A 13,767-nucleotide genomic window follows, 5' to 3' on the forward strand; every position below is an offset into this window, starting at 1 on the left:
CGCGATGGCGTATGACCGACTTCGCTCGGTGAGATTTGGCGAGTTGGTCGGGCCGACTGGCCCTCATGGCCGTGTCAGCTGGGCCCCGTGTGGCAAGGCCTGGATGACGTCCTGCGGAGCGGTGCCGCTTCTCGGTCACTCGGCTCCTCGGTCACTCAGCTCCTCGGTCACTCTGCTCCTTGGCTCCTCGGCCCTGTGAGTCCCCGGTAGAAGCCCTACAGCGAGATCGTGGTTCCACCACTCAGCGGGACGCTGCCCACAGCCCCAGGCAGGCGGTCGCCCTGGGTTATCGCTTGGTGGGCCTGGCTCTGCGTCGGCGCTTTCGTGGGGGTCGATTGCGCTGCTGTTTGCGGTGCTGACCTCGTGTGGCGCGCGGGTGCTGCGTGCGCGTACTTCGATGGCGGCGGATCAGGGTCAACAGCAGTAATGCGCTGAACAGCGTGCCCACGCTGATGACTGAGATGGCGGGTGTCGAGGCGGAACGTGCCGCGAAGCGGAAGGCGGGGCTGGCGGCTTGGGGCGAGGTGGGTTCGCTCGAAACGGTGGGGCCGGGCGCAGGGGTGCGACCTGACTGAGGTGGCGATGTCAGCGGTCGGGTGGTTGCCGTAGAGGGAGCCATGTCGGTGGGTGCCGGGTGGAGGCGTTTGGTGCTTGAGGGTGGTGGCTGTGTCCAGAGGGCGGCGGTGTCCAGGGCGTCCAGGTTCCAGTAGGGGAGGAGGCGGATGTGGGCTCGGCCGAGGAGGAGCAAGGGGTCGAGGTAGTGGGAGCCGCGCAGGAGGCCCCAGTGAAGACAGGATTCTCGGCAGTGGCCAGTTGGACGTTCGATGACTCCGAGGCGGGTGCCGGGCATTACGCGCTGGTGCCGGCGTACTGATGCGTTGACAGGCAGATACGTCGTGCGTAGGCCATCCGTGTGCTCGATGGTGACCACACCCCGGCCTGCGAGGGGGCCGGCGAAGCGGACGATGCCTGGGCCTGCGGCTACGACAGGGGTGCTGGGTGGGGCGCCGAGGTCGATGCCCCGGTGGCCCGACAGCCATGGCTCGGGTGGGCGTGCGAACTGGCGGAGGACCCTGGGGTGTCCGTCCAGTGGCCATCGCCAGGTGGGGCGGTCGGCGGCGGCGGGGCTTGCGAGTGCCAAGGGGATCAAGGGAATGGCGAGGGCGAGGAGGGCGGCCAGAAGCGTCATCGGGCCTGAAGCCAGAAGCGTCATCGGGCCTGAAGACGCGCCTCTCCGGAGGAGCTTTGTTGGTGGGGGATGCGTTGACCTGCTGCCGTCGCAGGGGTGCCGGTGGCTTGTGGGGTTTTGGTGGTTGAAGGGGTGACAGTGAGTTGGGGGGTTTTGGGGGCTGAAGGGGTGAGGGTGGGTTTTGGGGTTTTGATGGCCGATGGGATGCGGGGAATTGGGGTTGAGGGGGCGCGGGGAATTGGGGCTGGAGTGGCTTCTGGGAGCAGTGGGGTGGGAGTGAAACGGTGCTGGATGGGTGGGGTTGGAGTGGGTAAGTGGTGACGAACCGTGGGGGGTGGCGTGGATGGGCATGCGGTGAGTTTGCGGGAGAGGTGGGGGCGGTCGGAGGGGCGAACGTAATTCTGTGGAAAAGGGGGCGCGGGTCAGTAAGCCTGTGGATAACCGCTGGCATCGTGGCGCGGGCGGGGTTAAGGAGGCGGCATGGTTGAGCTGCGTGGGTCCCGGGTGATCCTGAGGGAAGTTGTACGGGATGACGAGGCGCGGCTGCGGGAGATCGCGGGGACGCCGGAGGTGGCCAAGTGGTGGGGGCCGGTCGATGAGTTCGATGACATGCTCGCCATCACCCTCGGCGGCGAGGTGATCGGGGCGATCCAGTACGAGGAAGTCGAGGATCCGATGTATCGCAGCTCAGGGATCGACATCTTCCTCGGGCCGCGGTGGCACGGACGGGGGTTCGGGCAGGAAGCCGTTCGTACGTTGGCGCGATGGTTGATCGAGGAGCGGGGGCATCACCGGCTGACCATCGATCCTGCGGTGCACAACTCGGTGGCCATCAATGCCTACGAGCGGGTGGGGTTCAAGCGGGTGGGGATTATGCGGGCCTATGAGCGGGATCCGGTGACTGGAGAGTTTCACGACGGGTTGCTTATGGACCTACTGGCGGACGAGCTGATCTAGCTGTACTGACCGCGGACGTCGGTGGCTGAAGGGCCGCGCTCGAAGGGTTGGTGGCTGAGGCTGGGGTCTAGCTGCCTGAGCCGTATGTCACGGATGGCGTCGCTGGATGCTCCATGCTGCGGTGTTCGCAGAGCTGGGCTCTCAGGTTGATGCTCGGTCGCCGTGGTGCGTCGGGTGGGCGGTGAAGGTCGGTCGCCGTGGTGCGTTGGGCGGGCGGTGAAGGTCGGTCGCCGTGGTGCGTCAGTTCGATGGGGAACATCAGGGGATGGCACTGGACGAGGTGTTCTCGTCTGGAAGGTCAGGACTTCGAGGGCTCCGGCGAGGGCTGGGTCGGTGCCGGGTCAGTGGGGTCCGCGAAGCGATGGCGGCGGCCTGGGCGCAGGGGAGAGGCCCAGATCCAGACCGTACTGAGTGCGATGCCGACCGCTGAGACGAGAATGACGGGACGCAGGCCCACGAACTCGGCCAGCGCGCCACCCGCGAGGCCGCCCAGAGCCATGACACCCTGTACGGCGAACGTCATGGTGGCATTGACGCGGCCCCGGAGTTCGGGGGCGGTTTCGCGCAGGACGATCGCGCCCATGCAGGTCGCGAACGCGACTACGACGCCACCCGTGACGACGCCGGTGAGCGTGAGCAGAGCCAGCTTCCACCAGAGGGGGCCGCTGAGCAGGCCCACTGCCAGGATTTCGATCGGGAAGAAGAGTACGGAGACGAGGAGCACGCGGTTCTCGCCGTAGCGTTTGGCGGCGCGGGTGGTGATCCAGGCGCCGATGAGCCCGCCGACGCCGCCGAGGGCGATGAGGGCGCCGATGAGGCCCCTGGGGATGCCGAGGGTGTTCACCATGTACAGCATGTAGACGGCCGTGTAGGCCAGGGCGAAGAAGTTGATGGTGACGCCCGCGCCGAGGAGGGCACGGAGTACGGGATGGGTGGCGCTGACGCGAAGCCCTTCGGTCACGTCTCGCCACATGCCTCGGGAGGGGGCCGGCTCGTTCTTCTCCGGGGTACGGATCGAGCGCAGCAGCAGCGCCGAGGCCAGGAACGACAGCGCCTCCGTGAGCACCGCCAGCGGGGCCGTCAGCAGCTGTACGAGGAGCCCGGCCAGGCCGGGGCCGCCCACGGAAGCCACTGAGTAGGAGGCGTGGAAGCCGGCCATGGCCTCCGTTCGCTGTTCAGGGGAGACGATCGCGGCTACGTGCGGAAAGTTCGCGGCCCTGAAGAGCACGCCTGCTGAGCCGATGACCAGGGCGACGGCGATGAGCCAGAAGGCGTTGAGTACGCCCAGGAGCCAGGCCACAGGGACCGTCAGCGCGGCGGCGCAGGAGACGAGTTCGCAGGTGATCATGAGGGGGCGGTGGCGCGAGAGGCGGTCGGCGATCGCACCCGACTGGAGGCCGAGGAGCAGGGCGGGTAGTGAGGCCGCCCCGGTGAGCAGGCCCATTTCCATGGGGGAGGCGGCGAGCAGGGTGACCGCGGTCAGCGGCACGGCCAGCTTGGACACCTCGGAGCCGGTTACGGAGATGGTGCGAGCGGTCCAGAGCAGTCGATAGTCGCGCTGTTTGAGGAGCGGGATGAGGTCTGGCGCCGGTGGGGCGTCCCCAGGCGAGGCTGCGTCCGTGGGTGATAGCACCCCATCGGGTGCGATCGGGTCGCGAGGTGGCGGCGATTTGTGAAGGGAACGCTTCATAACTATGAAAGTAACCCTTCAGAGTTATGAAGGCAATACTTCACATCACTTCCGGGTACCTTGGTGCCATGACGCGGGAGAGCCTCAGTGACCCCAAGGCGATGCGGGCCCTGGCGCACCCGGCCCGGCTGGCGATCCTGAACCGGCTGGGTGTCGACGGCAGCGCCACCGCCACCGAGGTCGCCGAGGTCGCCGGCATCACTCCGAGCGCCGCCAGTTACCACCTGCGCATGCTGGCCAAGTACGGGTTCGTGGAGGACGCGCCGCCGCGGGGCGACGGGCGGGAGCGGGTCTGGAAGCCGACGAGTACGCCCCTGTCGGTCGGCGTGCAGCCCGGTGATCAGCCGGAGGTGCGTGAGGCCAAGCACCTGCTGATCCAGGCGTTTCGCAAGGAAGCGGACGAGGAGGCCCGGCGGGCGCTGGAGAACATCGACCAGGAGCCCGAGGAGTGGCGCGAGGCGGCCCGCTTCAGCCGACTGATGCTGCGGCTCGACGCCGAGGAGATGGCGCGGCTCAATGTCGAGGTCGAGAAGCTGTTCGAGCCGTACCTGGCGCGCCATCGCGATGAACGGGCGGCGCCTCCCGGCGCCAGGATCGCCGAGGCCCAGGTCAATCTCTTCCCGCATGTGCGGAGGGCGGCGCCGGGGCTGCCCACGGAGGACCACGACGCGGGCTGACCCGAGACGGTCAGGCCGGGGCGGCGTGGGAGGTAGACTTTTGGGTGGCCTGTGTATCACAGGCCGACTTCGCATGCCCCATCGCGGACCGCGCCATCGGTCCGAGCCACGGCTCGGCTGGAGCGGGTTCGGGGCATCAGGGCGACAGCCACTGGGCTGCCGCGGCACAACCGAGAACCGCGCCCGCCCGCACGGGCGCCCAGACCTGGAGGACCATCACATGGCCCCCGTCGTCACCATGCGACAGCTGCTCGAGAGCGGCGTTCACTTCGGGCACCAGACCCGCCGCTGGAACCCGAAGATGAAGCGCTTCATCTTCACCGAGCGCAACGGCATCTACATCATCGACCTGCAGAAGTCGCTGTCGTTCATCGACCGTGCCTACGACTTCGTCAAGGAGACGGTCGCCCACGGCGGCACGATCCTGTTCATCGGCACCAAGAAGCAGGCGCAGGAGGCCATCTCCGAGCAGGCGGCTCGCGTCGGCATGCCGTACGTCAACCAGCGCTGGCTGGGTGGCATGCTCACCAACTTCTCCACCGTGCACAAGAGGCTTCAGCGTCTGAAGGAGCTCGAGGAGCTCGACTTCGACAACGTCGCCGCCTCGGGGCTCACCAAGAAGGAGCTCCTCATGCGCCGGCGTGAGAAGGACAAGCTCGAGCGCACGCTCGGCGGCATCCGTGACATGGGCCGCGTGCCCAGCGCGGTGTGGATCGTCGACACCAAGAAGGAGCACATCGCGATCAGCGAGGCCAAGAAGCTTGGCATCCCTGTCGTCGCGATCCTCGACACCAACTGCGACCCCGACGAGGTCGACTACCCGATCCCCGGCAACGACGACGCCATCCGCGCCGTCGGTCTGCTGACCAGGGTCGTCGCCGACGGTGTCGCCGCCGGCCTGATGGCTCGCTCGGGCGCCGCCCGCGGTGACGAGAAGCCCGCTGCCGCCGAGCCGCTGGCCGAGTGGGAGCGCGAGCTCATCGAGCAGGGCGCCGCCGAGCAGGCCGCCCCTGAGTCGGCCGCCGAGGCCGCCGCTCCCGAGGCCGCTCCCGAGGCCGAGGCCGCTGCCCCTGAGGCTGAGGTCGAGGCTCCGGCCGAGGTCACGGCTGAGGCTGAGGCCGCTCCGGCCGCCGCCGAGGGCGAGACCGAGCAGCAGCAGGCCTGACCGCTCACACCTCGGGTAAACACCGAGGTGGCGAGCAGTCGCCTACCGAGCCCGGCTCCGTGGAGTGACCCGCACGCGAGGCCGAGCGGAAATCGCAGACGCTGAGCCCGGCGCCGGGGGTCAAGACCCCCGGCGCCGGGCAAGGCCGGAAGAGCCGGGACGGCCGCGAAGGCAGGGCTGCTCACCAGGTAAGACTTTGAGCTCCTGTACGGCAGCCGCCGGCCGTTCGAACCATAGGGTGGGTGCCGGAAGGTCGGCGCCCACCCGATCCACGACGAAATCCCACAAGGAAAAAAGCAATGGCTTCCGTGAACATGGCCGACGTCAAGCGGCTTCGCGAGATCACCGCGGCCGGAATGATGTCTTGCAAGAAGGCGCTCGAAGAGGCTGACGGCGACATCGACCGCGCCATCGAGCTGCTGCGCCTCAAGGGCGCCAAGGACGTGGGCAAGCGCGAGGCGCGCACCGCCTCCAACGGCCTGGTCGCGCTCAAGCAGGACGGCGACTCCGCCGCCGCGCTGCTGGAGCTCAACTGCGAGACCGACTTCGTGGCCAAGGGCGAGCGCTTCCAGGAGCTGGCCGGTCAGGTCGTCGAGCACATCCTGGCCACCAAGCCGGCCGATGTGGCGACGCTGCTCGAGTCCTCCTTCGACGGCAAGACCGTCAAGGAGCACCTCGACGTGGCCAACGCCGCGCTGGGCGAGAAGATCGAGATCCGCCGGTTCTCGGTGCTGGAGGGCGGCTACATCGGCGCCTACATGCACCGCACCGACCCGGCGCTGCCGCCGGCCGTCGGCGTGCTGGTCCAGCTCGACAAGCCGAACGCCGAGGTCGCCAAGGACATCGCGCAGCACGCCGCCGCGATGGCCCCGCAGTACCTCAACGCCGCCGCCGTGCCCGCTGACGTCGTCGAGAAGGAGCGCAAGCTCTTCGAGGAGATGACGCGCGAGGAGGGCAAGCCCGAGGCCGCCATCGGCAAGATCGTCGAGGGTCGCGTCAACGGCTGGTACAAGGACTTCACCCTGCTCCAGCAGGCGTTCGTCAAGGACAACAAGAAGACCGTCGGCAAGTACGCCGAGGAGAACGGCTCCGAGGTGCTGGCCTTCGTTCGCTTCAAAGTCGGCCAGGCTTAGGCTTGAACGAAATTCCAGCCCATCGAACCGCCTAAGAGGGAGGCCGCCGCCGTGCAGGAGAACCAGGAGCCAGCTACGTCGGCGGCTTCTTCGTATCAGAACCCGCTCCGGTGGAAGCGGGTCATGTTGAAGCTGTCAGGTGAGGCGTTCGCCGGTGGCGACCCGCTGGGGATCGACCCGCTGGTGGTCGACCACCTGGCCGACTCGATCGCCGAGGCCGTACGCGAGGGTGTGCAGGTGTCGGTGGTGGTCGGCGGCGGCAACATGTTCCGCGGCGCGGCGCTGTCCGAGCAGGGCATCGACCGCGCCCGCGCCGACTACATGGGGATGCTGGGCACCGTCATCAACTGTCTCGCGCTGCAGGACTTCCTGGAGCGGCGTGGCGTCGAGACCCGCGTGCAGACCGCCATCACCATGCAGCAGGTCGCCGAGCCGTTCCTGCCGCGCCGCGCGATCAGGCATCTGGAGAAGGGGCGCGTGGTCATCTTCGGCGCCGGGCTCGGCTCGCCGTTCTTCTCCACCGACACCGCGGCGTCCCAGCGCGCCCTGGAGATCGGCGCCGAGGCGCTGCTCAAGGGCACTCAGGTGGACGGAGTCTACGACTCCGATCCACGGAAGAATCCCGACGCGGTCAGGTTCGACCACCTCGACTACGGCGAGGTGCTGATCCGCGACCTCCAGGTCATGGACGCCACCGCGATCAGCCTGTGCAAGGACAACGACCTCCCGATCGTCGTCTTCGACCTGATGGGCGAGGGCAACATCCTGCGAGCGGTCCGCGGTGAGAAAATCGGCACGCTGGTGAGTCCCGCAGGCAAATGAGGGAGCGCGCCCGACATCGCCAGCTAGAAGACAGGGAGCCGCTGTGATCGACGAAACCCTCCTCGAAGCCGAGGAAAAGATGGACAAGGCCGTTACGGTCGCGAAGGAGGACTTCGCGGGCATCCGGACGGGCCGGGTAACCCCTTCGATGTTCAACAAGATCAATGCCGAGTACTACGGCACGCCGACCCCGATCCAGCAGTTGGCCTCGTTCCATGTGCCCGAGGCCCGCATGGTGATCATCCAGCCCTACGACAAGGGTTCGATGGCCGCGATCGAGAAGGCGATCCGTGACTCCGACCTGGGCGTCAACCCCGGCAACGACGGGGCGGTGATCCGCGTGTCGTTCCCCGAGCTGTCGGAGGACCGGCGCAAGGAGTACATCAAGGTCGCCAGGAACAAGGGCGAGCACGCCAAGGTGTCCGTGCGCAACATCCGCCGCTCCGCCAAAGAGATCCTCGACAAGATGATCAAGGACGGGGAGGCGGGCGAGGACGAGGTCCGCCGCGCGGAGAAGGAGCTCGACGACATCACCCAGAAGCACGTCGCCAAGATCGACGAGCTGCTCAAGCACAAGGAAACCGAGCTGCTCGAGGTCTGAGCGGCGCGCCGCACGGCCCTCGCCCGGTGGCGGGGGCCGTGGCTCATGGAAGACCCGGGAAGAGATCTGTGGACGAAAGTACGGCTGGCACCAGCCCGAGCGGCGGCAGCCGTACCGGACGGAACCTTCCTGCCGCCATAGCGGTGGGCTTGGGGTTGGGCGCGCTGGTCATCGGCACGCTCTACACCGTCAAAGAACTCTTTCTCCTGGTGCTGGCGGGGGCCGTGGGCGTCGGGGTCGTGGAGCTGACCCAGGCGTTCGGGAGCCGCGGCATCAAGGTGCCGACCGTGCCGCTGCTCGGTGGCATGGTCGCGATGTTCGCCGGTGCCTACTGGGGCGGGCCCGTATGGCTGCTCGGCGCGTTCGTGGTGGTCGTCTTCGTCCTGCTGATCTGGCGGATGTTCAGTGACGGCACCGACGGCTACGTACGCGACACGACCGCTTCGGTGTTCATCCTGGTCTATCCGCCGCTGCTGGCCGGGTTCGCGGCGTTGCTGCTGGCGCCTGTCGACGGCCGTGATCGGGTGGTCATCTTCATCGCGGTGACCGTGGCCAGCGACATCGGCGGCTACATCGCGGGCGTGCTGTTCGGCAAGCACCAGATGACCGTCATCAGCCCGAAGAAGACCTGGGAGGGGATGGCCGGGTCCATCATCGCGTGTGTGGCGGTGGGCGCCTGGCTGGTGAGCTGGCTCATGGACGGGCAGCTCTGGCAGGGCGCCCTGATCGGCGCGCTCGTGGCGGTGCTGGCGACCGTCGGTGACCTGATCGAGTCGATCATCAAGCGGGATCTCGGCATCAAGGACCTGGGCACGCTCCTGCCGGGCCATGGCGGTCTCATGGACCGGCTCGACTCGCTGGTGACCACGCTGGTGCCGGTCTGGCTGCTGATGACGCTGTTCTTCTGACGCGTCTGACGCTAGTGGCGGTGTTCTTCCATCGCCTCGATGGTGACCGGCTGGAGCCAGAGCCAGCGGACAGCCTCACCACCAAAGGCGAATCCTGATAAATCCGGCATGGCGGGTGGGTCGGCGACCATCATGACTCCCGCGTACTGCGGGCCCAGCGGGAACGTGGCCGGTTCGTGATACCACTTGGCCGTATGCCCGTGCCCTAGCCACGTGACCGAGTGCCACGGATACTGCGACAGCCACACGAGCAGCAGCGCCGCCTCGCGCGGATCCTCACGGGTGGCCACGGCCAGCTCGATCCTGGCGTACGCGCCCGGCCGGTCGATCCACTGCTCGACGGTGGGCATCCGCTGGCAGCTCATCCCGACCGTCGACAGCACCGTGAACCCCCGGCGCCCGTACGGCGGCCGCTCGGTGACGCCGACAGCCGGCAGCCGTTCCCCGCTCACGTCCCAGTAGCGCCCGGCCGGCCCGAGCCCCCGTTCCAGATGCCCCATGACGAACTCCTGGAACGACGCCCAGGACCCCTCCCCATGCCGCCAGCGCCAATAGGACCTGGCGTTGGAGATGCGCGGCCGCAGCCCTTCGAGCGCCTCGGACAGCGCCCAGGCGAACGGCGTCTCACCCACGGCGTCACGGGCGTAGCCGGGCATGCCCCTGCTCATGTCGGCCCACCCGGGGATGACCGCCAGCAGGTCCTCGTCCTCATAGACGGCGACCCCGTCGCCCTCCTCGAACCACAGCGCCGTCAGCTGCCCGAGCGGCCGGCGTCCGGCCGGGTGCGTGGTGTTGGGCCGGGGCATGAGCGGCGGCAGCCCCGAGTTGAGCCTGGCCAGATCGACGACCTCGGGCGCGGGACGGTGGTTGGCCAGCCACACGGCGCCGTGCACGGCGCCGTCAGGCGAGCACAGGTAAGCTACCGAGGCGTCCTCGTCCCGCTCGACCACGAGCGTTCGGCTGCCGTACGGGTTGCCGGCGGTGAGGACAACCTCGGTCTGCCCCTCGCCAGAAGCCGACCGGAAAATCGCCATACGAGATGCACTCTAGATCGGCCCCTACCCTCATGCGAGAGCTTCCGCCACCCGGAGCTCCCTCATGGAATGACACCTGGGAGCCGAACGTTCACTAACCTGGTCGGTAACCACCCAAGCAAAGGCAGGAACGTGTCCCAGCAGCCAGGCCAGCTCACCTTCGTCGCGCCGCGCAGGGCCAAGCCGGCTCGGCACCTGGCGGACCTGTCCATGCCCGACCGCCGCGCGGCGGTGACGGAGCTCGGGGAGAAGGCCTTCCGCGCCGACCAGCTGTCCCGGCACTACTTCGAGCGCCTGAACGCCGACGTGCACGCGATGACCGACCTGCCCGCGGCGGCCCGCGACAAGCTGTCGGTGCTGCTGCCGTCGCTGCTCACCCCCGTCAAGGAGCAGACCACCGACGCCGGCACCACCCGCAAGACGCTGTGGCGCCTGTTCGACGGCGCGCTGGTCGAGTCGGTGCTGATGCGCTATCCCGACCGGGTGACGATGTGCGTGTCGTCACAGGCCGGCTGCGGCATGAACTGCCCGTTCTGCGCCACCGGCCAGGCCGGGCTGACCCGCAACATGTCCACCGCCGAGATCGTCGAGCAGGTGGTCTCCGGCGCTCGCGCGCTGGCCGCGGGCGACGTGCCCGGTGGCACGGGGCGGGTGAGCAACGTGGTCTTCATGGGCATGGGCGAGCCGCTGGCCAACTACAAGCAGGTCATCGGGGCCGTACGCCGGATGGTGGAGCCCGCCCCGCACGGCCTCGGCATCTCGGCGCGCGGCGTCACGGTCTCCACGGTCGGCCTGGTGCCCGCCATCGGCAAGCTCGCCGACGAGGGCCTGCCGGTCACGCTCGCCCTGTCCCTGCACGCACCCGACGACGAGCTGCGCGACACGCTGGTGCCGATCAACACGCGCTGGAAGGTGTCGGAGGTCCTCGACGCCGCCTGGGCGTACGCGGCCAAGACCAAGCGGCGGATCTCGATCGAGTACGCGCTGATCAAGGACATCAACGACCAGGAGTGGCGGGCCGACCTGCTCGGCAAGCTGGTACGCAACAAGCTGGTGCACGTCAACCTGATCCCGCTCAACCCGACGCCCGGCTCCAAGTGGACCGCCTCCCGGCCGGAGGACGAGCGGGCGTTCGTGCGGCGGCTTGAATACCACGGTGTGCCGGTGACCGTCCGCGACACCCGCGGCCGCGAGATCGACGGCGCCTGCGGTCAGCTCGCCGCCGCCGAATAAGCCCTGGGAAGAGCTCGGAAGCCCAGGGAGGAGCTCTGGGAAAGCCACGGAAAAGCTCAGGAAGAGCGCACGACGCCCTCGATCAGGTCCGCGATCATCCCGGCGCCGCGGCTGTTCAAATGGACGGTGTCCGTGGTCAGCAGCAGGCCGCGGCTCTTGGCGATCGAGTCGAAGCCGCGTCCCAGAAAGAAGTGCTGCATCGCGGCGGTGGGCGCCAGCAGGCTGTCAGGCCGGTAGTGGACGCGCGGCTTGCGGTCCGACTTCTCCAGGTGCGCCACCATCTGCTCGTTGAGCGGGAGATACTGCACGAACTGCTCGGCCGCCACCTTACGTACGATCTCCCCGAACTCCGACGTCCGCCGCAGCACCACCGAATCGAGGTCTTCGCCGAGCACCGGCGGCGAGATCAGCGCGATGCGGGCCCGGGTCTCGTTCTTGAGCCGGGTGGCGATGGCGGAGAGGTTCGCCGCGTAGCCGTCGGGGCTGATGTCCTCGGCCAGCTTCCACCGGTCGCGCAGCTTGCGGGCGGTCGTCTCGCCCAGTGTGGCGGTGGCGTCGTTGGTGCCGATGAGTACGGTGACCACGTCGGGATCCTGGTCGACGACCTCGGAGAGCCGGTCCAGCACATGGGCGGAGACGTCGTAGTTGACGCCCGCGTTGATCACAGTGGTGCCCGGCAGTCTGGACTCCAGCATTTTCACGTAGTTCGCGCTGACCTGACCACGCGTGATGCTGTCGCCGACACAGATCACCTTCATGACGCCTGCTCCTCGTAGGTGGGTGAGTACTCACTAACCTAGCGGCTAAAAGGGGCACGCGTGACGTTCCCCTCGTTTTTTCAGGGTCGCGTACGGCGCAGCCAGGCGTAACAGCCCAGGCCGAGCAGGCACCACCCCAGCGAGATGGTCGCGAGCTCAGGCAGCCGGGCGGTCAGCTCGGCGGAGTTCGCGGACTTCATCCAGGTGATGACCGGGACCGTGAGCCAGTACAGAGGCGAGGCGCTGAGCATCAGCATGACCAGGAAGCCCAGCAGCAGCGACATGATGGAGATCGCGGGGGAGCGCAGGATCGCCCGGCTGGTGAGCGCGCCGAGCGTGACCCCGGCGAGCGTCGCGAGGCCGTACAACGTCAGGACCGCGGCGAACTCCTCAGGCGCCGGGACCGTGCTGACGCCCAGTGCCAGGCCCCAGCCCAGGGCCAGCGCGATGAGCACCAGAGACGTCGCGAAGGCCGCCAGCAGGCCCGCGCTCAGCTCGCGCAGCCGGCCGCCCACGCTGATCGCCGACATGGCGCGCTGCTGATCCGGCTCGGTGTCGAGCAGGCTCCTGCTGGACCAGGCCAGGATCGGGATCACCAGCACCGCGGCGTCCGTGAGGACCTCGGTCTCGGCGCCCTTGGGCGCGCGGCTGCCGTAGAGGATGGCGACCAGCGCGAGCATGAGCAGGAGCGCCTGGAAAATGCGGTGGGACCGGATGTAGGCCGCGACGCGGAAGACAGTCAGGGCGATCATCGCTGCTCCTCGGTGACCTCGGTGACCTCGGTGACCTCGGTGACGTCGGTGACGTCCGCGACGTTGGCGTCCGCGTCCGCGACCTCCGCGAGGTGGGCGGCCTCCGCGGCGGATGTGACGGCTGTGGCGACGGACACGTCCTGGACCCGGTAGCCCTCGTCGCGCATCCTGGCCACGAAGGACCGGACCTCGTCCACCGGCAGATCCACCCGCACGGTCGCCCGCTGCCCCGCCGTACCCTCCTTGACCAGGCCGTCCACCACCGTCCAGTGCCGGATGGAGGGAAGGTGGCGCAGGCCGCCCTGGTGGTCGCTGGCGACCACGATGGCGCCGCCCTCGGAGAGCTCCGTGACGATGGACGGCAGCACCTCGCGGGTGTCGGCGTCGAGCCCCGCGAACGGCTCGTCCAGGATGAGCAGGCCGGGCCCGCACATCAGGGCCTGGGTCAGCCCGACCTTGTGGGCGCTGCCCTTCGATAACTCGCCCAGCCGCAGGCCGAGCAGGTGAGCCATGCCGAGGCGCTCCGCCCAGGGCTCCCAACGGGCGCCGCCGCGTATCCGGGACATGTGGCGCAGGTAGCCGGAGACCGTGAAGGGTTGTTCGAGCGGGAAGCGGTCCGGGGCGAAGCCGACCACCGCCGGGCGGTCGGTGATGGTGCCCGACGACGGCTTGGTGAGCCCGGCCAGCAGGCGGAGCAGCGTGGACTTGCCCGCACCGTTGACGCCGGCGACCTCGATCACATCACCGGGATCAAGGTGCGCGTCCACGTCCTTCATGACAGAAGGATCACGTCTTCGATAACGGAAAGAGACCTTGGTCAATCGCATGGTGCAGTAACGGTATATCTC

Annotated in this window: 14 protein-coding genes; 8 read left to right on the plus strand and 6 right to left on the minus strand. The window is 68.3% G+C overall.

Annotation, left to right across the window (positions count from 1 at the left end; translation table 11 throughout):
• Positions 1-286 precede the first annotated feature (286 nt).
• Complete coding sequence (locus ACIBO2_RS06200) at positions 287-1,540, minus strand: peptidoglycan DD-metalloendopeptidase family protein (RefSeq protein WP_358553754.1); 1,254 nt, start codon at positions 1,538-1,540, stop codon at positions 287-289.
• Positions 1,541-1,669: 129 nt separating this feature from the next.
• Between ACIBO2_RS06200 and ACIBO2_RS06205 the strand changes: the two genes are divergently transcribed.
• Positions 1,670-2,146 (plus strand): GNAT family N-acetyltransferase, encoded by a 477-nt coding sequence (locus tag ACIBO2_RS06205; protein ID WP_397295624.1) that lies wholly within the window; start codon positions 1,670-1,672, stop codon positions 2,144-2,146.
• Between the two features lie 298 nt (positions 2,147-2,444).
• Here the strand turns inward: ACIBO2_RS06205 and ACIBO2_RS06210 are convergent, their stop codons facing one another.
• On the minus strand, positions 2,445-3,836 hold the full coding sequence (locus ACIBO2_RS06210; protein ID WP_397295626.1) for an MFS transporter: 1,392 nt from the start codon (positions 3,834-3,836) through the stop codon (positions 2,445-2,447).
• A gap of 68 nt (positions 3,837-3,904) precedes the next feature.
• On the opposite strand from ACIBO2_RS06210, the gene ACIBO2_RS06215 reads away from it, so the two are divergent.
• The 6 genes from ACIBO2_RS06215 (at position 3,905) to ACIBO2_RS06240 (ending at position 9,142) form a co-directional block, all read left to right on the plus strand.
• The gene (locus ACIBO2_RS06215; RefSeq protein WP_358553758.1) at positions 3,905-4,513 is read left to right on the plus strand and encodes a winged helix-turn-helix domain-containing protein; all 609 of its coding nucleotides are present in this window, start codon (positions 3,905-3,907) and stop codon (positions 4,511-4,513) included.
• Between the two features lie 220 nt (positions 4,514-4,733).
• On the plus strand, positions 4,734-5,678 hold the full coding sequence (rpsB, locus tag ACIBO2_RS06220; protein ID WP_397295628.1) for a 30S ribosomal protein S2: 945 nt from the start codon (positions 4,734-4,736) through the stop codon (positions 5,676-5,678).
• Between the two features lie 299 nt (positions 5,679-5,977).
• A complete protein-coding gene (gene tsf / locus ACIBO2_RS06225; RefSeq protein ID WP_358553763.1) occupies positions 5,978-6,811 on the plus strand; it encodes a translation elongation factor Ts in 834 nt (277 codons plus the stop codon).
• A gap of 123 nt (positions 6,812-6,934) precedes the next feature.
• Entirely contained in the window at positions 6,935-7,633 is a 699-nt protein-coding gene (pyrH, locus tag ACIBO2_RS06230; protein ID WP_225290523.1) for a UMP kinase, read from the plus strand.
• 43 nt (positions 7,634-7,676) lie between these two features.
• The gene (gene frr, locus ACIBO2_RS06235; protein ID WP_358553766.1) at positions 7,677-8,234 is read left to right on the plus strand and encodes a ribosome recycling factor; all 558 of its coding nucleotides are present in this window, start codon (positions 7,677-7,679) and stop codon (positions 8,232-8,234) included.
• Between the two features lie 68 nt (positions 8,235-8,302).
• Positions 8,303-9,142 (plus strand): phosphatidate cytidylyltransferase, encoded by an 840-nt coding sequence (locus ACIBO2_RS06240; RefSeq protein ID WP_358553768.1) that lies wholly within the window; start codon positions 8,303-8,305, stop codon positions 9,140-9,142.
• Between the two features lie 11 nt (positions 9,143-9,153).
• Here the strand turns inward: ACIBO2_RS06240 and ACIBO2_RS06245 are convergent, their stop codons facing one another.
• Positions 9,154-10,176, minus strand: coding sequence for a suppressor of fused domain protein (locus ACIBO2_RS06245; RefSeq protein ID WP_358553770.1), 1,023 nt, complete (start codon positions 10,174-10,176; stop codon positions 9,154-9,156).
• Positions 10,177-10,308: 132 nt separating this feature from the next.
• Between ACIBO2_RS06245 and rlmN the strand changes: the two genes are divergently transcribed.
• Positions 10,309-11,409, plus strand: a complete 1,101-nt coding sequence (gene rlmN / locus ACIBO2_RS06250; RefSeq protein WP_357942983.1) for a 23S rRNA (adenine(2503)-C(2))-methyltransferase RlmN — start codon at positions 10,309-10,311, stop codon at positions 11,407-11,409.
• Between the two features lie 56 nt (positions 11,410-11,465).
• Here rlmN and ACIBO2_RS06255 read toward each other — a convergent pair whose 3' ends face one another.
• From ACIBO2_RS06255 to ACIBO2_RS06265, 3 genes are all read right to left on the minus strand, one after another.
• Complete coding sequence (locus ACIBO2_RS06255; RefSeq protein WP_358553772.1) at positions 11,466-12,167, minus strand: GDSL-type esterase/lipase family protein; 702 nt, start codon at positions 12,165-12,167, stop codon at positions 11,466-11,468.
• Positions 12,168-12,247: 80 nt separating this feature from the next.
• The gene (locus tag ACIBO2_RS06260) at positions 12,248-12,919 is read right to left on the minus strand and encodes a hypothetical protein (RefSeq protein WP_358553774.1); all 672 of its coding nucleotides are present in this window, start codon (positions 12,917-12,919) and stop codon (positions 12,248-12,250) included.
• On the minus strand, positions 12,916-13,695 hold the full coding sequence (locus ACIBO2_RS06265) for an ATP-binding cassette domain-containing protein (RefSeq protein WP_397295631.1): 780 nt from the start codon (positions 13,693-13,695) through the stop codon (positions 12,916-12,918). Before ACIBO2_RS06265 ends, ACIBO2_RS06260 begins: the two co-directional genes overlap by 4 nt.
• Positions 13,696-13,767 lie beyond the last annotated feature (72 nt).

The organism is Nonomuraea sp. NPDC050022, from assembly GCF_044460705.1.
Lineage (GTDB): Bacteria > Actinomycetota > Actinomycetes > Streptosporangiales > Streptosporangiaceae > Nonomuraea.